The 21,895-nt window shown below is 29.3% G+C and carries 17 protein-coding genes; 7 read left to right on the top strand and 10 right to left on the bottom strand.

Features of this window, described 5'->3' with window-relative positions; translation table 4 throughout:
* Window positions 1–53: 53 nt before the first annotated feature.
* From MYB_RS01505 to rnc, 3 genes are read left to right on the top strand one after another with little or no spacing between them, the layout of a single operon-like run.
* Complete coding sequence (locus MYB_RS01505) at window positions 54–1,673, top strand: DAK2 domain-containing protein (RefSeq protein ID WP_022934778.1); 1,620 nt, start codon at window positions 54–56, stop codon at window positions 1,671–1,673.
* Window positions 1,666–2,664, top strand: a complete 999-nt coding sequence (gene plsX / locus MYB_RS01500; protein WP_022934779.1) for a phosphate acyltransferase PlsX — start codon at window positions 1,666–1,668, stop codon at window positions 2,662–2,664. Before MYB_RS01505 ends, plsX begins: the two co-directional genes overlap by 8 nt.
* The gene (gene rnc / locus MYB_RS01495) at window positions 2,654–3,334 is read left to right on the top strand and encodes a ribonuclease III (protein ID WP_022934780.1); all 681 of its coding nucleotides are present in this window, start codon (window positions 2,654–2,656) and stop codon (window positions 3,332–3,334) included. The genes plsX and rnc overlap by 11 nt, the downstream gene beginning before the upstream one ends.
* Here the strand turns inward: rnc and MYB_RS01490 are convergent.
* Window positions 3,331–3,903, bottom strand: a complete 573-nt coding sequence (locus tag MYB_RS01490; RefSeq protein ID WP_022934781.1) for a DUF402 domain-containing protein — start codon at window positions 3,901–3,903, stop codon at window positions 3,331–3,333. The two genes, rnc and MYB_RS01490, sit on opposite strands and share 4 nt — an antisense overlap.
* Window positions 3,904–4,066: 163 nt before the next feature.
* Here MYB_RS01490 and MYB_RS01485 point away from each other — a divergent pair, with 163 nt between their 5' ends.
* A complete protein-coding gene (locus MYB_RS01485; protein WP_236612622.1) occupies window positions 4,067–4,828 on the top strand; it encodes an ECF transporter S component in 762 nt (253 codons plus the stop codon).
* A gap of 87 nt (window positions 4,829–4,915) precedes the next feature.
* On the opposite strand, the gene MYB_RS01480 is transcribed toward MYB_RS01485, so the two are convergent.
* On the bottom strand, window positions 4,916–6,211 hold the full coding sequence (locus tag MYB_RS01480) for a thymidine phosphorylase (protein WP_022934783.1): 1,296 nt from the start codon (window positions 6,209–6,211) through the stop codon (window positions 4,916–4,918).
* Window positions 6,212–6,399: 188 nt separating this feature from the next.
* On the opposite strand from MYB_RS01480, the gene pepF reads away from it, so the two are divergent.
* The 3 genes from pepF to MYB_RS03215 all read left to right on the top strand — a co-directional run bounded on the left by pepF (window position 6,400) and on the right by MYB_RS03215 (window position 10,987).
* Entirely contained in the window at window positions 6,400–8,232 is a 1,833-nt protein-coding gene (pepF, locus tag MYB_RS01475) for an oligoendopeptidase F (protein WP_022934784.1), read from the top strand.
* A 92-nt stretch (window positions 8,233–8,324) separates the two neighbouring features.
* Window positions 8,325–10,589 (top strand): hypothetical protein, encoded by a 2,265-nt coding sequence (locus tag MYB_RS01470; protein ID WP_022934785.1) that lies wholly within the window; start codon window positions 8,325–8,327, stop codon window positions 10,587–10,589.
* Window positions 10,590–10,843: 254 nt separating this feature from the next.
* Window positions 10,844–10,987 (top strand): hypothetical protein, encoded by a 144-nt coding sequence (locus MYB_RS03215; RefSeq protein ID WP_022934786.1) that lies wholly within the window; start codon window positions 10,844–10,846, stop codon window positions 10,985–10,987.
* 458 nt (window positions 10,988–11,445) lie between these two features.
* Here MYB_RS03215 and MYB_RS01465 read toward each other — a convergent pair whose 3' ends face one another.
* From MYB_RS01465 to MYB_RS01430, 8 genes are all read right to left on the bottom strand, one after another.
* Complete coding sequence (locus MYB_RS01465; RefSeq protein ID WP_236612630.1) at window positions 11,446–11,835, bottom strand: hypothetical protein; 390 nt, start codon at window positions 11,833–11,835, stop codon at window positions 11,446–11,448.
* A gap of 5 nt (window positions 11,836–11,840) precedes the next feature.
* Window positions 11,841–12,752 carry a hypothetical protein gene (locus tag MYB_RS01460; protein WP_022934788.1) on the bottom strand — a complete coding sequence of 304 codons (912 nt, stop codon included), beginning with the start codon at window positions 12,750–12,752 and terminating at the stop codon, window positions 11,841–11,843.
* Between the two features lie 485 nt (window positions 12,753–13,237).
* Window positions 13,238–15,094, bottom strand: coding sequence for a dihydrolipoyl dehydrogenase (lpdA, locus tag MYB_RS01455; protein ID WP_022934789.1), 1,857 nt, complete (start codon window positions 15,092–15,094; stop codon window positions 13,238–13,240).
* On the bottom strand, window positions 15,094–16,002 hold the full coding sequence (locus MYB_RS01450) for a 2-oxo acid dehydrogenase subunit E2 (RefSeq protein ID WP_022934790.1): 909 nt from the start codon (window positions 16,000–16,002) through the stop codon (window positions 15,094–15,096). Before MYB_RS01450 ends, lpdA begins: the two co-directional genes overlap by 1 nt.
* A gap of 24 nt (window positions 16,003–16,026) precedes the next feature.
* On the bottom strand, window positions 16,027–17,016 hold the full coding sequence (locus MYB_RS01445; protein WP_022934791.1) for an alpha-ketoacid dehydrogenase subunit beta: 990 nt from the start codon (window positions 17,014–17,016) through the stop codon (window positions 16,027–16,029).
* Complete coding sequence (gene pdhA, locus MYB_RS01440) at window positions 17,016–18,143, bottom strand: pyruvate dehydrogenase (acetyl-transferring) E1 component subunit alpha (protein WP_022934792.1); 1,128 nt, start codon at window positions 18,141–18,143, stop codon at window positions 17,016–17,018. The genes MYB_RS01445 and pdhA overlap by 1 nt, the downstream gene beginning before the upstream one ends.
* A gap of 244 nt (window positions 18,144–18,387) precedes the next feature.
* Window positions 18,388–20,349, bottom strand: coding sequence for a hypothetical protein (locus MYB_RS01435; protein WP_022934793.1), 1,962 nt, complete (start codon window positions 20,347–20,349; stop codon window positions 18,388–18,390).
* Between the two features lie 189 nt (window positions 20,350–20,538).
* Window positions 20,539–21,849 carry a hypothetical protein gene (locus MYB_RS01430; RefSeq protein ID WP_022934794.1) on the bottom strand — a complete coding sequence of 437 codons (1,311 nt, stop codon included), beginning with the start codon at window positions 21,847–21,849 and terminating at the stop codon, window positions 20,539–20,541.
* Between the last annotated feature and the right edge of the window lie 46 nt (window positions 21,850–21,895).

Here is a 21,895-nt window from a genome sequence, read left to right as displayed (position 1 = left end):
TTATAGACTTTTTGTTATAATTTCATAGATAAACTTGAAATTAAAAGGGAAAAATGATAAACAAAAATCTAACAGGACAAGATTTACGTCTAGCTCTTGAATCTGCTAAAAATCACTTGCAAAACAAAATGGAGTGAATTAATTCACTTAATGTTTTTCCAGTTCCAGATGGAGATACTGGTAGCAATATGTTTGCGACCTTTAATTCTGGTTTCGAAGCTATTAAAGCTTTAGAAAATGTTGATAGTGGAACAATAATAACTTCTTTTGCTCGTGGTTCCTTGTTTGGAGCTCGTGGTAATTCTGGAGTTATTTTGTCTCAAATTATTCGCGGATTTAAAGATAGTTGACAAAACAAAAATAAATTAAGCATTGCAGATATTATTAGTGGTTTTGAAAATGCTGTAAAACGTGCTTATGATTCGGTGGTTAAACCTGTTGAAGGAACCATTTTAACTTTTATTCGCAAAATTAGTGAAGTCATTAAAAATGCGCGCATTCAAAAGTTATCTTTTCTAGATTTGTTTCAATTAATGGTTCAAGAAGGTCGCCGTATTTGTGATGAAACTACTAAAGAATTAAAACAACTTGAAAACGCAGGTGTTACTGATTCGGGTTCAGAAGGGATGTTGATTATTTTAGAAGGTATTTATCACTTTTTAAATAATAATCCTATTAGTTTTGTCAACTCAAGCCAAGAAGTGAATTTTCACTTTAGTGGTCAAGAGGATCATAGTGATTTTGGATATTGCACAGAAGCGATAGTAAATATTGGTGCTTTGGCTGATTTTAATCGTAAAAAATTAGAGTCAAAATTGTCTAAAAGAATTGAATCATTAGTTGTTGTTGAACAAGATGGATTGCTAAAAATTCATGGTCATTGTTTAAAACCAGGTAATTTACTCAATTACTTACAAAGATATGGTGAATTTGATAAAATTAAAATTGAAAGCATGGATCAACAAGCTAGTAAGCATATCATCAAAAAAACTATTGCACCAAAAATGTCAGCACTAATTAGTTGCAATAATGGTAAAGGTTTTATTAATTTGATGAAAGAACGTAATGCTAGCAAAGTTGTTGCATTTGATCAAACTAACAAACCTTCTTTTTTAGACCTTGTCAATGCCATTGAGCAAATTAATGCAAAATCTTTTTTCATTTTACCAAATGACAAAAATTTTCTTTTAGTTGCTGAGCAAGTTGTTAGTTGATTTAAAAAAGATAAAACTAAAAAAATTATTATCATTCCAACAACTAATCAATTGCAAGGTCAATTTTTGGCTGAAAATTTCCATCCTGACACAGCTTGAAAAGACAATAAATCTCTAATGTTACAAGCCAATGAAAACATAAATGTTTTTTCACTTTTTCAAGCAGTCAAAGATGCTAAATTAGATGGTTTTGAAATTAAAAATGAGCAATTCATTGCACTTCAACAAGGAAAAGTCTCACTTGTTGATGCTAATTTTTTAAATCTTGTTAAATCAATCTTGGAAACTCATACTAATGAGCATACAATTAGCGTCTATTTAAATTATGGAGTAGATTTGATTGAAGAGCAAATTGTTGAGATTGAAAAAATTACAAATAACTATGAAAATATAGATTTTGTATTTAATAAAACAGATCAAGAAGTTTACCCACTTTTAATTGGAATTATCAATGAATAAGTTTAAAATCGCCTTTGATGTTCAAAATAATGAAAATAGTTTGGTGCACGCTGTTAAAGCGGCCAATCTTTTTGCCAAAAACAATCCAAATTATCATTTGGTTTTAGTTGGAGATGAAACCAAAATCAAAACCTATGTTGAAAAACTAGACAACATTAGTATTTTGGATGAAAAAAGTATTGCAGTAAAACAGGACAAATCAATTCGACATGCCCACAAGGAACAAAATTCAATGAATGTTGCAATTGACTTGCTTGCCAACAAGCAAGTTGATGCTTTGCTAAGTCCGGCTGAATCATCTTTAATTTTAGCTAGCAGTTTTTTTAAGTTGCCAAAATTACCAAATATTGAGCGTCCAGCTTTTATGCCAATGATTCCAACCATTTCAGATTTACCCTTTTTAATGGTTGATGTTGGTGCAAATGTTGTTGTTAAACCACAATATTTAGCACAATGAGCACAAATAGCATCACTATTTTTTGAAAATTTATACAATTTTAAAAAACCAAAAGTTGCCATTGTCAACATTGGTGTTGAACAAAACAAAGGCCTTCAATTTCATGGCGAGGCTTATCAAATTTTATCTCAGCAATCAGATTTAAACTTTGTTGGTTTTGTAGAGCCCAAATATTTATTGGACGCTGATGTGCAAGTTTTTGTTTGCGATGGATATGCTGGTAATTTAATTTTAAAAACACTAGAAGGTGCTATGCTTTCAGTTTTTAAACTTTTAAAACAAACACTAATGTCTTCAACTAGAGGTAAGGTTGCAGGTATATTGGCCAAACCAAGTTTGTATAAAATTAAAGAAAAATTTGATTATCGAAATGTTGGGGCAGCTTGAATAGTTGGTCTGGATGGGATTGCCTTAAAAGCACATGGCTCAAGTGATGAGCAAGCTTTTTTAGGAGCACTCAATCAAGTTAAAATAGCTTTAGAAAGTCAAATTTTACAAAAAATTAAGGAAAAATTATTTTCAGATGCATTATAGCAAAGAATTTATTAATTGGCTTGCAAGCATAGGAATAAAACCAAATTCAATTGCTATTTTTATGCAAGCACTTACTCACAAGTCTTTTCATCACGAAAATCCAAGTCAAAGCCATTATGAAATGCTTGAATTTTTAGGCGATGCTATTTTAAACTTTAAGGTTAGTGAATTTATTTACAAAAAAATTAGTTTAAGAAAAGAAGGTGTAGCCTCAATTGTGAAGGCAAAATCAGTCTCAGCTTCTACTTTTGCTATGTTATGCGATGAAATTGGATTAAATAAATTTGTTCGTGTCGGCAAAGGTGCTAAAGAAATTGTTCAAAACCAAAAGATCAAATCTGATATTTTTGAGTCTTTTTGTGCAGCTATTTTTTTAGATTTAGGTAGTGATTTTTTGGATAAGTTTTTGACCAAAAAACTTATGCCAATTGTCATTGACATTGCAAAGTCAAATGCCAAAGACCCAAAAACCGAATTTCAAGAAAAAATTCAATTTTATTCTTCAACATCTCAAATTGAATATCGTAAAACCCAACTAAAAGATGGAACTTTTTTAGTCCATTTATATTGGGAAAATAAAAAATATGGAACAGGTAAGGGCAAAAGCATTAAAGAAGCTGAATTTGCTGCAGCTCAACAAGCTCTTGATTTGTTGATTGAAATGAATTAATCATTAACCTTAACAGTTGGTTTTTGTTTTAAGTTTGTTTTAAAAAATGTTCAAAATTTTTTATCAAATATATCTTTTTGATTTAGCAAGTTATAAAAAAGTATTTGAATTTGCTTTGACATTATTTTTTCTAGTTGCATATCTGGAGTGTAAAGTTTTTTATTTAAATTATTTAAAAATTCATCTATGTCTACAATTTCAATTTTTTTTCTTGGTAACATCAACTTTAAGTCCAAATCATAGTCAATGAACTTAATTGTGTTATCCTCATAAATAAAATCAGATGCTAAATTTATATAGTAGTGAATACTATGACCTCTAAGTGTCAAAATAGCATTATAAAAAGTTTTTGGCCGGAAAATTCAAACAGAATTTTCACGAACTGTCCAAGGTTTTTCGTTCTCTTTTTTGACTCTAGCTCCTTTTAGTGATATTACTAAATAATTGCCGAAATTACCAATAATAGATGCTTCATTTCATTGGCGATACAATTCGCCCGAGATTTTATAGGCTTGAATATTAATTTTTTTTTGTGATTTTTGTGGTTGTTTAGTTGAGTTAATTTTCATTTTTAAACCTTTGATATAATTTTATTTATTTTTTTATATAATGTATTAAATGTTTTACTTATTCAATAAATCTTATACTTTTAAAAAAATAATACAAAATAAAAAAAAATTGTCCAATATTTTTGCTTTTTCAATTTTCGATATTGTTATTTCGGGAATTTACTTGGGACTTTTTTTAATAATAGCATATCTTGTTAAAATGGCAATGCCAGCAAGATTTAATATCGCTTTTGAGCTTCCTTTTTATATATTTTTAGGCATTACTTTAAATTGATTTAAAGGGTCTTTTGTTGCTCTAATTTTCGATATCACAAAAACAGCACTCACTAGTAATCTATTTATTTGAACTCCTGAATATGGACTAGTTCCTCCAGTGATTGCAATTTTAGCAGCTTTATTTTTTAAACTAGTTTATCAGAAGGATCTGTGACTACTAATTCCAACTGTTATCTTTATTTTAGCAATAATTTTTATTTTTTTCTATTATTTTAGCCTAAATTCTCAACAAATTAGTCGTGTGCCTGTTGCTTGACGTTCAACTTTCGATAAAATTACCATTTTATCATTAATAGGTTCGATAAGTTTGTTTATTTCAATTGCTGCAATTATTCTTTTTATTTTGTATTATAAAACTAAAGAACAAAAATGAAAAATAGCTTTTTTATCTTTAATGATTTTAGCCATTTTATTTATAATTTTTCGTTGATTTTGACATCCAATTGCTTTTATCAAATATTATAATCGCTATATTAATCGAAGTGGTAATGATAGATTAATTAATAATTTTTTCTTTTACTATTTAAGTCCTATTATTTTAAAATCAGCATTTTCGCTTCCAATTTATACTTTTTGTCTAGTTTCTACAATACCACTTATCAATTATTTGAATTATAGACACAATTATCAATCTCGTTTAGGTTATTAACTAAATTAAACTTTTTTTATAAAACTACTATATTAAATACAAAAAAACAACACAAATTGTGTTGTTTTTTTGATAGTTTAGATTTAATTAACTAATCAAATCTAAAAACATTTTGTGCTCAAAAGCACTTTCTTCAATGCTATAAGCATCTTTAATTAAATCGTTAAATTTATTAACATCAATTGGATTAGATGAATAAAGCACAAATATGGTTTCACCAGCTTTTACAGATTCGGAGTTTTCAAATTTTAGCTCAATACCAGCTTCTGAGTCAATTTTGTCTTCTTTGGTAAGGCGTCCAGCTCCTAAAAAGACACTAATTTTTCCAAAATTCATTGCTGATTTTCATTTGATAAATCCATCTTTTTCAGCTTTGTGTTCATATTTATATTTTGGATTTCAAAAACTATCTGATTTAATTGGACTAATATCTCCGCCTTGAGCTTCTAGTAATTGGTAGAATTTGTTTAGTGATTTTCTTGTTTCAATTACTTCAGCAATCATTTTTAGAGCTTCTTCTTTTTCAATGCCTTTTGTCATTTTTAGAACTAAAGCCACTAAATCAAATGCAAATTCAGTTAATAATTTAGGACCTTTGCCTTGGTGAATTGAAATTGCTTCAAGCACTTCATTTTTGTTTCCAACCATTTTCCCAAGTGGGCTAGACATATTGGTGATTTGAGCAAAAGTTTTTTTGCCAAAGTGGTTACCAATTGCCACTAATTTTTCAGAAAGCAATTGTGCTTGCTCAAGAGTTTGCATAAAAGCACCATTCCCACATTTTACATCAATTAAAATGTAGTCAGCTCCTGTTACTAGCTTTTTAGACATAATTGATGCTGCAATCAGTGGTACAGAACTAACTGTTGCAGTTACATCACGTAGTGCATAAATTTTTTGGTCAGCTGGCACAATTTTGCTACTTTGAGCAATAATTGCAATTCCAGTTTCTTCAACTTGTTTCTTAAAAGTGTTTTCATCAATTTCACAATTGAGGTTATTAACTGATTCTAACTTGTCAACAGTTCCACCAGTGTGTTGTAGACCTCTACCTGAAATCTTAGGAATTACAATATCAAGAGCTGACAAAATTGGCAAAATTATCATAGAAATTTTGTCACCAACTCCACCTGTTGAGTGTTTGTCAAGTTTGATTTTGTTAATGTGATCTAAATTGACAGTGGCTCCAGAGTCAATGAATGCTTCTGTTAAATAAAAGGTTTCTTGATCTGTAAAATCTTGAATTCTTGTGGCCATTAAAAAAGATGCCATTTGATAGTCTTTAATTTTTCCAGATACAAAACCATTTACAACAAAGTAAATTTCTTCTTTGCTTAGCTCCTGTTTTGCAACTTTTTTTTCAATTAAATCGATAATATTCATGAGTTTCCTTTCGTTTGATTTTTTCAAATCATTTTTATATTGTAAGCAAAAAAAATTAATTTACAAAAAGTTTTTTTCAAATGTCTATGATATCCTACATATTTTTTTATTGCTTATATAATTGCTTCAATTTTTTTTGTGCTAAAATTTGTTTTATTTGTTTTATGTAAAAAATGAAAGGATAAAACATGGCTTATAAAAAATATGAAGAAATTCCAGAACAATATCGTTTTGACCTTGAAGCATTGCTAGGTGGCAAAACTATTGAAGATCACCTAGACAAACTAAAACAATTTGGCAACAAACTTATTGAATTGCGTGATGAGCAATTTGATAGTGCTGCTAATTTTTTAAACTACAAAAAACATGAAGAAAAATTTATGCTTGAATTCAATTTAGTACAAAACTATATCTACAATAGATTAAGTACTAACTTAGTTGATGAGAAAAATAAATCTTTAGAGCAAAAATTTGAATTCCAAATTAGCCAATTTTATGAACAACTTGGACCAGTCCAAAACTTATTTTATGACAAACTAGCAACAATTAAAAAATGGAAAAATGATCCAAGCGTTGCAGGTTTTTCAAAAGAAATCGAAGACCTAATCGAATCTAAAAAATATAAACTGCATGACAAAGTAGAAGAATACTTAGTTAGTGCAGGTTATGGATCAATAAGTTTGGACCAAAGCTTTGCAATTTTAAGTGATTCTGAAACAAAATTTGCAGATGCAGAAGACTCAAAAGGTTTCAAACACCAAGTTAATGATACTTCATACCGTTTATTGCTAAAAAGTCAAGATGCAACACTTCGTAAAAATGCATATTCAAGTTATTATGCTGGATATTTAAAACACAAAGAAACTTTTGCTAATTTATGATATCAACATGTTCGTTACAATTCAACTCAAGCAAGAGTTAGAGGTTACAACTCACTTATTGAAGCATGTCTATTTCCTGATCGCTTTCCAAAAGAAATGCTTCAAAATTTATTCAAATCTGTACAAGAAAGTGCACCTTTGTTGACTAAATACAAAAATGCACATGCTAAATTTTTTGAAATTAGTCAAGGTTATGCTCCTAAAGTTTGAGATAAATCATTACCACTTGTACAAGTGAAAAATCGCTACACTGTAGAAGAAGCACAAGAACTTGTTTTAGAAGCTATCAAACCTCTTGGTAAAGAATATGTTAGTGAAATTAAAAAAGCTTTTGCTAACCGTTGAGTAGACTACCATAATGTTCCAAACAAGCGTTCTGGAGCTTATTCAATTGGCAACTCATATGGAATTGAACGCAAGTATATTTTAATGAATTTTGATTATACAATCAATGCTGTTGATACTTTAGCTCACGAACTTGGTCACTCAATGCATTCATACTATTCTGACAAACACCAAGATGTTTTTAACTCACAATATCCTATCTTTTTAGCTGAAATAGCTTCAATTTTTAATGAGTTGATGTTAAATGATTATTTACTTTCAACTAGCAAAGATGACAAATTTAAATTCCAAATTTTAACTGAAATGATTAATAATTTCCAAGGAACTGTTCATCGTCAAACTCTTTGAGCTGAGTATGAATATGATGTTTACAACACAATTGATGCTGGTCAACCAATTGCTTCCTATAAAGGTTTTGAAGAGATTTACGAGCAAGTTAGTGCTCGTTATCGCACAAGTGCTAAACCTAAAAATATTCGTGATCAAAAATTATCTAATATTTTTAGTGTGATTGTGCCTCACTTTTACTATGGCTACTATGTTTACAAATATGCCATTGGCTACATTGTTGCCAATGTATTTTTCCAAAAATACGAAAAAGAAGGTAAATCCGCACTTGATAACTACATTAAAAACTTTTTATCAAAAGGATGCTCAAAATGACCAGTTGAGCTTTTAAAAGATGCGGGAATCGACCTTGGAGATCCAGCGATTTACAAACAAGCTTTTGATAATTTAGACTCATACATCAAACAATACATTGAAATTGGTAATAAAATTTTCAAAAAGAAATAAGCAAGAATTTATTGGTTATTTTACATAAATTAATAAAAACACAATTTTTAATAAATTGTGTTTTTTTACAATAATAATAGTATAATTGAATTATGGTACAACAAAATAATAATAAAACAAAATTAGAAATAGTAAAATTAGATGAAATTCAATTAAGTGAATTTGAATATCAAAATAAACATATAGTAGATTGATCAATTTCATATCATAATTTTATTAATGATATCATAGGATTGAATTCAAATTACAATGATGAAATGGAGTTTCGTATTATAAAGGGACTCTATTCTATAGATAAGGAGAAGTTTGAAAGAAAATTTAATACAATTCTTGAACAAAATTTAAAAAAAATACCAGTTCGATCAATTACTACTAATAATAATGGGGCAAAAAAATGAATTGTTTTTGATGGAAATTTAGAAATTTCTTGTCTTAAAATTTTAAAAAAAGAAAATATTTTAAAATATTTAAAAATATTAGATATAAATAATAAAGAAGAAGGAAAAAATGACACAAAAAAAATACATAATAAAAATAATTATGAATATAATTTTTATGAATTTTTAATAAAATGCAAAAATAATGAAAAATATGAAGATTCTTTTGAAGTAGAATCTAAAACTATTTTTGATGATAAAGATGATAAAAAAGATATTGATGAGAATGAGCTTATTAATACCAATAAGTGAATAAAAGACTATTATGAAACAAAGTTTGCACCAGAGGAAGAAAAAGATGAATATGAAATTAATAAATTTTCATTTACATTCTTACCAATAATGAAAGATAAAAATGGTGAAATGAATGAATTTGAAAGTGGAGAGGCGATTAAGAAAAAAATAAGTGAATTAGAAAAAGATAGGGATAAAATTAAAAAAAAGATTAAGATTTATACTAATTCTGATTTATATGACTATTATAAAAATTTTATGTTCATTATTCAAATTTTTAGTGATAATTCAAAAAGTAGTGAAGAGATAAAAAAGGATATAAAAAACACAGGGATAAAAAAGTTAGGAACTTTTTTACAATGTATTAATGAAACAATAAAACAATCGAAAAAAATTTTTTTTGAATCAGAAAAAAAGGGAAGAAAAATAAGTAAAAAAATAGATAAATACTTAGATCTTCAATTTTCCTCAAAACAAAATGCTTTTACAAATTTAAATAATAAAGATGATAATGGTAAATATTTTAAAATAGAAGATATTATCAAATTTATTAAAGATTTAAAAGATAAAAATAAAGATTGATCAATGGAGAAACCCTTAAATAAAAAAAATAAGGAAAATATAATTAACACATTTTACGATAATTTCGTTGATAATAAAGATTATTTTGAAGATTACACCATCAATAATGATAATAGTCTTTTATTTTATTTGTATAAATATAGAGATAATCAAAATGAAATAGATTATATAAAAAAATATTATGAAAATAATAAGAAACGATTCAGTGGTAGTTTTGATAATATTCAATGATCCAATATTAAAAATATGTTTAGTTACTGAAAAACAATGTTGGATGAAATAGATTCTTTCATTAAAAAAGCAAAAAAAGGCAAAAATAGTATATTAATTGAACTTTGTAAACAAATATATTATAATTGACAAATAAATGATAATAGTTTACGTAATGTAAATCTATTTGTTAATGCATTTAGTGTTGGTGTCAGAACATTTGTTGAGTGTATATTGAAATTATTTGTTATACAAATTTTTGATAAAAAAAATTATGAAAATAATGAAAATTATAAATCAGAAATAAAAGAATATTTAAAAAACCTACCCTTTATTAAACAAGAAAAAAATGATATCATTAATAATCTTAATCGTGTAAGAGATGAATTACAAAAGCTATCCTCCTTATCAAAAGAAAAAGAACAAGAAAAAAATAATATCATTAATAATCTTAAGAATATAAGAAACACCTTATCAAAAAAAATAATACCCTCCTTTATTGAACAAGAAAAAGAAAAAGAATGTACCATTTATGATAATCTTGAAAGTATACAGGACAACTTAAAGAAACTATTCTTTATTGAACAAGAAACAACAAAGTGTGATAATATTAGTTCTATTTTAAAATTAGCTAATTTAGGTAATGCAGAAAAAATATTTGAAAAAGAATTTGTTAAAAATCAATATAACTTATTTTTTAAAAATGATTATTCTTTTGAATCATTTTCAAAGTTTTATAACAAATTAAGTACTTTTATTCATAGACCTTTTATAAAACAAATTAGATGAAATGAAAGCAATATAAATGATGGTGATAAGGAAAAATTTCAAAGGAATTCTTTTATATTAATGAAGATTTTTATAAGGAATTTACCAAGTTCATTAAGAGCTTAAATTATGAATATATTATAGAATGTTTTGAAAACATAGAAACAATATTATTTACAAAACCAAAATAAAAAAAGCTAAACAAAATTGTTATTAAAAAATATTTTTAATTATAATTTTTTTTTTTTTGATTAACAGCACTACAAGGTATTATAGTCAAAATAAAAATGGGTAATTTTTAAAATATATTTTAGACCAAAAATACAAAAAGAAGGTAAATTTCTACTTGATAACTATATTAAAAAGTTTTTATCAAAAGGATGTTAAAATGACCAGTTGAGCTTTTGAAAGATGCAGGAATTGACCTTGGAGATCTAGCAATTTACAAGCAAGCTTTTGACAACTTAGACTCACATATCAAGCAATACATCGAAGTTGGAAATAAAATTTTCAAAAAGAAATAAGCAATAATTTACTAGTTATTTTGCATAAATTAATAAAAAAAACACAATTTATTAAAATTGTGTTTTTTAGTATTTTGGTAATTGCTATTATCAATATGGATTAATTGGTTTAGTAAAAGATTCTTATTTTTATACTTTAACAAACACTCTCAAATTATGATGATGTTTGTTACAAATATATTTTAAGCATTGTCTAAAAACACAAATAGCAGAACAACTTTATGATATAAATTTAATTGAAATGTAATAAAAATAAGTATAAAAAAACCACTCTATATTTATAGAGTGGTATCACAAACGAGTTTTTGATAAACATCACTAAACTAATTTGCCTATCACATCTTAAGGATAACACATGATAGAAACTCATCCGAGCATATATGTTATTATTATAACATAATAAATTAAAATTATGACAATTTTGTAAGAACAATTAAAGATATTAATGCTCTGTGAGATTAGTTTACTATAACGTTGTCTAGTGAAGATGCTTTTTTCAACTCATCTAGATAATTTGCTATATCTTTATATAGTTCAAATTGCGAATCTGAAAATTTTAAAATAATTTTAAATCTAAAATAATATAACTTTGTGCCATTTATTTCAATAAAGCTGCCAGGTTCATCTTTTTTAAATTTTACAATCTTAAATGATTCTAATGATTTATTATTTTTGTGTTCTAAAATAATTTTATTTGTTATTCTTTTATCTCTGTATTTGAATAAAAATAATAAAATAGAATTATTGTGGGCAATTGAGTTTCTCAAGTCTATAGTAAAGTTTAAAAAACTTTCAAGTTTTTTAAGTTTTTGTCCTATTTCATTTTGATTTTTATTACTTGATTTCAAATACTTTACAAGATTAGAAAAGTATTTGAAATCAAGTAAATTTGAAAAAATTTTTTCAAACAATCTGACTTATAAAAATTTAAAATAACAAAAAGAAATATAAATTTTAATTTACCAAAATTTAAATCAGAAGCATTATTTCAAATATATCCCTTGTCTACTGCATTAATATTAAGGTATTTTTGTATTTCTTTCATAATTGTTTTATCAACATTATCATTTTGTACTTTTTCTATTTTTTCAAAATTTTTTTCACCCAATATAAGCTTTAAGTAGTTTTTTGATAAAGATTCCAAAGAATTTTGTTCTGTGTTTTCTTGGTTAGAGTTACTTATTGTTTCTTTATTAAGCTTATTATTTATATTTGCTTCTCATCATTTATCACTTTTAATTGACTTATAAAGAAAATAAGCTCAATTAGAATCTGATATTTTATCTTGACAAGACATTTCGTAACCAATAATTTCTCCTATTGAAGTTTTGAGATTTTTTTCAAAAAAATAAAGTTTAAAAAATAAAGACTTACTTATCTCTAAATCATTTTTTATTAAGTTGTTAATGCTGATAAAATCTCGACTCATATCGAAAAAATTAGATTTTTTATAAATAAATTTACTATCTTTTGAAAAAGACTTTCATCATTTAGCATAATTTTTTCAAAATTCTTGTTGTTCCTTATTTTCCATTTGTTCTATATGGTTTGCAGAAAAATATTTTTTTATTTGCTTATCAAGTTCTTTAGCTACAAGAATTTCATTATAATTTGTAAACAAATGTTTAATGGGGAATATATAGTTATGGTATCCAAAAATACTCAAAAATTCTTCTATTTTTTTTCTTTCTAATGGATTGTTAACAAAAAATTTTTTAGAAATATTTTTTATTTGTTTATTCAAATCTAAATATTTACTATTCACAAAATTTACCTCACTTTATTTATTGAAATTATTTATTTTTTTAATATTTTTAATGCCTAAATAATTTAGGTGACAAGTTAAATACAAAACAACATTGTTTTAATATTTTGTTTATACAATATTTATATTCCCAATATAAAATATTTATAATTATCTTCTTAAACTACTTAAAATTGTTAAATCAAATTATATAAAACTAATTTATCTTTTACCAAATTAATGACTCATTTTTAAATAACTTATTATTTGATGTAACTAAATTTATAAAATATTCAAAATACTGCATCAAACATTTTTCTATATAAAAAATAAATTATTCAAAACTAGTTGTACACTTTTTAATCTCAATTTGCCTATAAATAAGACTATTAACTACTTTTGTTACTCTCAAACCATTTGATTTATTATTTTAGCAAAATAAATTTAATAAAATAAAAAAATCCACTTATTTTACAAGTGGATTTTTTGTTATATTGTTAGTTTGATTATTTTTTAAGTTTTTCTAACTTAACTACAGCATTACGTGCTGCTTCTCAAATAATTTCACTATAAGTTGGGTGTGGGTGAATTGCAGCAGCAATTTCGTAAACAGTGGTCTCAACATCCATAGCTACGATAATTTCACTAATCATATCAGTTGCATTTGCTCCAACAATGTGAGCTCCAATAATTTCACCATATTGTTTGTCAACAATTAGTTTAGCAAATCCTGTTGTGTTTCCACCAGCAATTGCTTTACCAATGTGAGCAAAAGCCATTTTACCAACAACAAAGTCAAAGCCTTTTTCTTTAGCTTGTGCTTCAGTTAAACCAACTGAGGCAATTTCTGGACTGGTGTAAATACATGATGGCACAGTTTTGTCAATGTATTTATCTGCTTTACCTGCAATATGACTTGCAGTAATCACTGCGTGACGGTAAGCTACGTGAGCTAGCATTGCTTGACCAACGATGTCTCCAATAGCGTAGACACCTTCAACATTTGTTTGGCAATACTCATCAACTACAACTTCTTGACGTTGTCCTAGTTTAAGACCAACTTCAGCAAGTCCTTGTGAATTTGGAATACGTCCAACACTTACTAAAGTTTTTTCAGCTTTAATTTTGTGTTGCTCTGAACCAACTTGGTAAACAACTTGCCCTTTTTCATAAGCCACAACTTGTGAGTTAGTGATGATTTCAACACCTAACTCTTTTAATTTAGCAGTAATTTCTTTAGAAATATCAGCATCTAAGTTGGCAAGTACCCGGTCAAGATTTTGTAAGATAGTAACTTGAACTCCAGCACTAGCAAATACTTGCGCAAATTCAACTCCGATAACTCCACCACCGACAATCACAAGTGATTTTGGTTTGTCGGCTAAGTTAATAGCTTCTTTAGAAGTGAGCACAGCTCCAGATGCATATCCATCTGCAAATCCTGGCAAGTCTAATTTACGGTCAGTTGAACCATTTGCTAAAACCATGTATTTACCACGGTAAACTTTACCGTCAACTTCGATGGTTTTAGCACTTAAAAATTTAGCTGTTCCTTCAACAGATTTAGCTTTGGCTCCACGAACGATGGCTTTAACACCTTCGACAAGTTTGCCAACAACTTGAGCTTTACGCTCGTGCATTTTTTTTCAATTAGGTTTTAGTGAAGATTTACCTTCAAGCCCGTATTCTTCAGCATAGGCTACGTAGTGAGCAACTTCACTAGTTTTTAAAAGAGCTTTGGTTGGAATGCAGCCAACATTGAGACACACACCACCTCAGTATTCTTTTTCAACAATCAGAACTTTAAGACCTTGAGCACCAATTTCGGAAGCTGCTAGGTAACCACCTGGCCCTGATCCAATAACAATAGCATCAAATTCTTCGTCAACTTTCCCACTATAACTATCTTGAATTTGACTAGTTTTTGCAGGAGCAGTTTCTACTTTGGCAGCAGGTGCTGCTTCAGCTTTAGGAGTTGATGGAGTAGTTGCTCAACTACTAAAGTCGAGTAAGTCATTACTTACTTTAACTTCACCAACAACACTAGCTCCAGCTTCAGCAGGAGCTTCAGCTTTTTGCTCAGTAGCTGCAGGTGCTGGAGCAGATTCAGCTTCAGCTGAGTCACCACTACCATCATCAATGTGGTAAATTTCTTGACCAACATGGATGGTATCTCCAGCAGCCATTAAAATTTTAACAATTTTACCTGTTTTAGGTGAAGGAATGTCTGTGGTGATTTTATCAGTTTCAACTGAGAAAAGCGAATCACCTTCTTTAACCATATCACCTTCTTTGTGATAGATTTCCCCAACAACTCCTTCGTGAAGTCCTTCTCCAATATCAGCGAATTTAAACTTATACATTAGAGAACTCCTAAAATTTGAGGTTTTTCAAGTAATTCTTTAACACGTGATGCAAAACGTCCAATAGTCGCTCCATCGATTCAACGGTGGTCAGCAGCAACTGTTAAGTGCATTGCTTTTCCAGCAACTATTTGACCATTTTGAATAAGAGCTTTATCAACGATAGCTCCAACTCCAGCAATTGCTAGTTCTGGATAGTTGATAACTGGCACTCCATAAAGTGAACCAACTGAACCATAGTTTGTAATGGTAAAGTCAGCTCCTTGCATTTCAGTTGGTTTAATTTTACGGTCACGAGCTGCTTTAGCAAGTCTTAAAATTTCACTAGCTAACTCTACAATTGAAAGTTTGTCAGCATTTTTAATAACTGGCACCATAAGTCCAGCTTCAGTGTCAACAGCAAATCCTAAATTAATTCCATTTGGATAAACAATTTCTTGAGTTGCTTCATCATATTTAGCTGCAAGAACTGGGTATTCGTGAAGAGCAATAGTAATTGCTTTAGCAATAAAAGCTAAGAAGGTAATTTTAACTCCACTAGCTTTTGCTACATCTTCAACAATAGTTGAACGGAGTTTTCATAAAGCAGTAACATCAATTTCATTTACTAAATTAACATAAGCCACTGAGCTTCATGAATTACGCATTGCTTTAGCAATCGCTTTACGAATAGGTGCAATTTTTTCACGTGTTCCAAATAAAACTGGTTTTGGAGTTGCAGCAGCGGGCGCAGCTGCTGGAGCAGCAACTTGAGGTTGCGCAGCAAGTGCTGGTTTTGCTCCTGAATTTAAGAAGTTTTGAACATCAACACTAGTCATTCTAATACCACTAAAAGGAATGCTAGCTAGTTCTAAATTATGTGCTTTAGCCATTGCTTTGGCTTTTGGTGATGCAAAAATTTTAGCCATATATAATCCTATCTTTAATTATTATTAACCTAAAATCTCTTTAACTTTAGCAATAATTTTTTCTTTGCTAATAGCGTGGAAATTTTCACCTTTTGCAAGTGGTACAGTGATGTCATATCCGGTTAAACGAGCAGGAGGAGCATCTAAGTAGTCAAAAGCTTTTTCATTTACTAAAGTAATGATTTCAGCTGAAACTGAAAATGATTTAACAGCTTCGTGAACAACCAAGATTTTTCCTGTTTTTTTCACAGATTCGATGATGGTTTCAGCATCGAGAGGTTTGATGGTACGTAAGTCAATTAATTCAATATCGTATTTAGCAAGCGCTTCATCTTTGATAGCTGCAATACTTTCGTGAACTTGTGCTCCGTAGGTTACAATGGTAAGGTCTTTACCTGGTTTAACAACTGCTGCTTTACCAATTGGAACTTCATAAATACCTTCTGGCACTTCTTGTTTGAAGGCACGGTAGATTTTTTTAGGTTCTAAGAAAATAACTGGATCTGGATCATTAATTGCAGCAATCAAAAGTCCTTTAGTGTCATAAGGAGTTGATGGCATAACTACTTTTAGTCCTGGAATATGAGCAAAAAGTGCTTCAATTGCTTCTGAGTGGTGCTCTAAAGCACGAACTCCACCAGCCATTGGCATTCTCATAACCATTGGCACAGTAAATCTTGAACGTGAACGGTTACGGTAACGTGCTGCATGAGTAAACATTTGTTGAAATGCTGGATATGAGAATCCTTGGAATTGCATTTCAATAACTGGACGAAGTCCTGCAATAGCAGCTCCAATTGCTACTCCAGCAATAGCAGCTTCAGCAATAGGAGCATCGAAAACACGTTCTACTCCAAATTTTTTCTGTAAACCTTCAGTTGCTCTAAAAACTCCACCTTCGAATCCGGCATCTTCACCTCATAGCACAACACGGCTATCTTTTGCCATCATTAATTCAAGTGCGTTTGTTACAGCTCCAATATTGTTAAGAGCGATTTTTTTGTCGTCAGCCATTATTTATTCCCCTTTCCAAAGAATTTGATAGCTTCAGCTTTTTGTTCAACTAGTTCAGGAGTTAATTCAGCATAGGTGTGGTCAAAAACCTCATCAATTGTTGATTCAATTCCCACAAGTGATTGCTCATAAGCCTTTTTAACAATTTCAAGTGAATCTTCTCAAAGTTTTTCTTTTTCTTTTTCAGTAATAATTTTACGGTCAAGCATGTATTTTTCAATCCGGTGCATTGGTTCTCATTTTTCATGCTCTTTTTCTTCTTCTTCTGTACGATAAACTCTTGGGTTGTCAGATGAAGTGTGAACACCTTGACGTCAAGTTACAAATTCTACTAAAACTGGTCCATTTCCACTACGAGCATATTCAGCAGCTTCTTTCATAACCTCATAAGAAGCTAATAAGTCATTCCCGTCAACACGAATTCCTGGAATTCCAGCAGCAAGTGCTTTAGCTGCAATTGTTGGTGCAGCATTTTCTTGTTCATTACGGGTTGAAATAGCTCATTGGTTGTTATTAACGCAAATAACAACTGGTCATTTTCAAACAGATGCAAAGTTCATTGCTTCGTAGAATTCACCTTCAGCAGTTCCACCGTTTCCAATAAAGGTAACAGCAATTGCTTTTTTACCAGTTAATTTTTGAGCATAAGCAATTCCTGCTGCATGTGAAATTTGTGTTGCAATTGGAATGTTAATAGGTAAAACATTAACACCTTCTGGCATCACATTTCCACGCTCACTACCATTTCAATAAACCAATTGGTTTAAAATTGGTACACCAAGATAAAGCATTGCTGCATTTGAACGAAACGCTGGTACAAATCAGTCTTCTTTGGTCATTGCCATTGCAGCACCAACTTGAAGAGCTTCTTCACCAAAGTTAGGTGCAAAAGTTAGCATTCTTCCTTGACGTTGTAATTGAGTCATGTAAGTATCTTGTTGACGTGAAAGCACCATAAATTCATAAGCTTTTTTAATTTGCTCTTTTGATAAAGTTATGTCCTTTTTCTCATCAAGTTTACCTACAACTGTTGTTTTAAGTAAATCACCATTAATGTCTAAAAAACGAATCATTTCATTTGGATTTGACATTAGAGTTTCTGGTTTTACAAATCTTAATTTGGTCATGGGTCTCCTTTAAATTGTTAGCAAACTCGTTACGCTAGTATTATCTAGTTCAACTAATAAGAGTATTTCTCAGCTATGGGCACCCCTGTTACTAATAATATAATTAAAAGTATAGCACAAAAATTATTTGTTTACTCTTTTTTAAAAGACATTTTTCTTTTTTTACAAAATGAAAAAAGGTTGTAAGTCAATTTTCTTGTCTTACAACCTTTTTATTTGTAGTTGTTCTTAAAAATTTAAGACTTTAGTTGAATTTTAAATCAACATAGACAGGGGCGTGTCTTGTGTCTTTATCTGTTAAATGATTTTTTGACATAAAGTCTAATAAATCAAATCTAGTTGGATGTTCAATAGTAAAATCAGCATCTTTTTTAGCAAAGACTGTTACATCTTTTTCAGTATAAGTTGATTTTTTAGTATTAATTTTTGTTGATTCATTAATTAAAGATGTGTATTTTTTAAGCAATTCTTCGAAAACTTTATCTTGATATTTGTCTAAAATATTAGTATTCCCCATAAAAATGATGTTGTTAGTATTGGAAGTGAGTTTAGAGATTTCTTCTTCTAATTCTTTAGCTTGTTTAATCTCGTTTTTACCTTGGCCTTTAAATTCAGTATCTCTTTCTTCACTCTTCCCTTTAGCTCCTGTAGCATTAAAAATTGAACTTACAAAACTAAAAATCTTTCTACCTTTTTTAGTTTCAAATGTTAGTGAAACAGGTTTGGTAACATAACTAGAATCTGAATTTGTACTTAATTTAATTTCAGTATCTTCAGGGGTTGGGTTTAAAACATCAGAATTATAAATGAATGATATTTTTGGCTTTTTATTATCTGTTTGTGTTGTGAGTTGTTTTCAATGTCCATTTGGATTGTTTTCTTCATTTAGTTGTTCAACTATTTTTTCTCCATTATTACTTGCACTGGATGCGATATCAGAAATTACAATTAAACTTAAATTTATATTTTTAATAACTTTGGTAAATAATGTTGTTCTATCATTTCTGTTAGTTGGTGAGTAATTATCAGTTCTTCAATATCCAACTCTAATTATTGTACTAGTATCAACTTGTAAATTATTAGTATGACTAGAAGTTCCTTGATTTATTGTAGCTTCTGTATTGCTTGTTGATTGCGAAGCATTACTACTATCTTGTGAATTGCCTTGAGAAGGTGTTTGTGCAGGAGTTTCTTCTGTTGTTTGAGTATTTTCAACACTTGAAGTATCACTTGGAGTTGATATTGTTGTAGAAGGTTGGCTGGCAGACTCTGGATCTTTAGGTGCAGCTTCAGATGTTGAACCATTGCCACTTATTTGATTTTCTTGTGTTTGTACTTCTGATGGAGAACTAACTTGTGAAGAAGTAGAATCTGACTCACTTGTTTCATTTGATTTTTGAGAATCTTGAACATTAGTTTGTACGCTATTATTTTCTGTTTTTGGTTGAGTTTTTTCTTCAATTGTAGGTTTTTCTGCTTCTTTTTTAACTTCTGGCTCTGGTTGTGTTACTTCATTTTGTGCAGAAATATTAGAAGAAGGACCACTGTTATCAGGTTGATCCTTCGGTTTTTCTTCTTCTTTTTGTTTTTCTACACTATTATCCACTTCTTTATTTTCAGCTTTTTGTGGTAAAGACATAGCAGGTTCTTGAGCGCCCACTCCAGGAGTAACTATAGGCTCTTCAACTTTAGTGCTTTGGCCTTGTTCTTGCTTATCTTCTTGTTTTTCTTCATTCTTTTTAGATTCTTCTTTGTTTTCATCAGTTTTTTGAACTGTTTTTGGTAACTGTGAATCATTTGGTTTTACAACAACATCTTGTTCTAAAGTGTTGTCTTTAGTTGCGAATTGAGAATCTTTGAAGTTAATGATTTTGTCATCAATCTCCATTTGTTTGATTTGGTAATTTGTATTTGGTTTGAGATTTGTTAAAATCACTTTAGTTACATCATTTTCATTAACAATCTCTGCTTCAACTTGCTCTTCTTTGTTTTCATACACTAAAGTTACAGTAGCTTTTGTTGAACTAATTTTTTCAGAAAAAGGAATTTCTAACGTTGCAGAATCACTATTAACATTTCCTACAACAATTCTAGTTTGTTTACCTCCTCCACCAAAATCATAATTAACTAAAGCTATTGGTGTTGCAATAGCAGCTGTGGCTGTAAGGGAGCCTAATCCTAAAAGTAGTATGTGCTTCGTTTTCATTAAATATTTGCCTCTTAAATCTATAAATTTTTAAAAATTTTAAAAAATACTAGAGACATTGTTGTAATGCCGCTAGTAAGTTAATTATATTTTTTTTATGAAATTAAAAAGCAAAAAAATAATTTTTTTGCTTTTTTAAAAAAATTGCAAATTTTGAAGTCACTAATTTAGCAAAAATAACATAAACTATTATGGAGTACCATCATTTGGTTGTTTAAGTTTAGGTGGAACACCCTTAACTAAAAAACTATCAGCCCCACTAATAATTTGTCCATTAAGTTCACCCCGATCACGTAAGCCCAATTCTCTATTAAATCAATTATCTGGACTTTGATCATATTGTTCACCTTGTCTATATCAAGGAGTTTCAACCGCTCTTTTTGCCTCATCATTGCTTACTTTATATATATTTTCTCGTCAAAACCTTCTTAATCAATTTTGTTTCTCATCATTTCTAATCCAATCATTCGGAATATTTGCAAAAAACAAGTGCGCTTGATCAGGTCTAATAGTGTGATTCTTAATAAATTCATCAAGATCATAACTATTCTGGACCTTTTTAAAATCATTAATAGCATTTAAAACTGTAATTTGTGATTCTGTAAAAGTTGGTTCTGTATCAATTGAGTTTTCTTGATTTTGTTCTTGTTCATTATTATCTGTTAGCTCAATTTGTGTAGGAGAAGTTGAGTCAGATTCACTACCATCAATATCACTAGGTTGACTTGGTTGACTTGGTTGAGATTCAGGAGATATTGGTTCTTCAGTTTGTTTTTCTTGTGGAACTTGAACTTGAATTTCACTACCTTGTTGTGAACTTTCTCCTTGAGTTTGTTGCTCATTTGATTTGTTAGCAATTGCTTTCTCTTCTTGTTTTTCTTGTGGAGAAGTTTGTTGTGGTTGTGGTTTACCTACAACCACAACTGGTGCACCAGTTGGTTTTTGCTCACCTGGATTACTTTGTTCTTCATTTTTCTCAACTTCTTTAGTTTGTGGTCGAGTTGGTGTGTCCTTTATTATCACAACTGCAGGTTTTGGTTTGCTATCTTTACCTTCTTCTTTATTTTCTTTTTGAGGCAAGTTTAGCTTTGAGACATCACCAATTATTAGTTGAGTGCCTTTGTTGTTGGTATCAGATGTTCCACCGTCTTTTCGAACAACAACTGGAGAATTAGTTGGTGGAGTTATTTGTTTATTGGTTAAATCTTGTTTGTCTTTATTTTCTTTTTCATCAACTTTAGTAGGTGTGCTTACTTTTCGCTTATCATTAATTTCAATTTTGGCTGGTGGACTCGAAGGACTCTTGTCCTCTTTTTTGTCAATAACATCTATCTCTTCGCCATCTCTAGTTATAGGAGATGAAATATCAATTCTTTTGATTAAAGATGATGATTCTTGCGAAGACCCACTACCAATTGCATAATTCACACCAACTCCTACTGCTGTTGAAACAGTAATTAATGAGCCAATAATTAAAAGCAACATTCTTCTTCTTGTCATTTCATCTCCTTTCTAATTAATATTTTGTACCAACTGGAAAATAATT

Origin of the sequence: Mesomycoplasma bovoculi M165/69 (assembly GCF_000524555.1) — a bacterium.
Lineage (GTDB): Bacteria > Bacillota_I > Bacilli_A > Mycoplasmatales > Metamycoplasmataceae > Mesomycoplasma > Mesomycoplasma bovoculi.
Note: the sequence above shows the minus strand (reverse complement) of the source record. Positions and strands in the feature narration are given on the sequence as shown.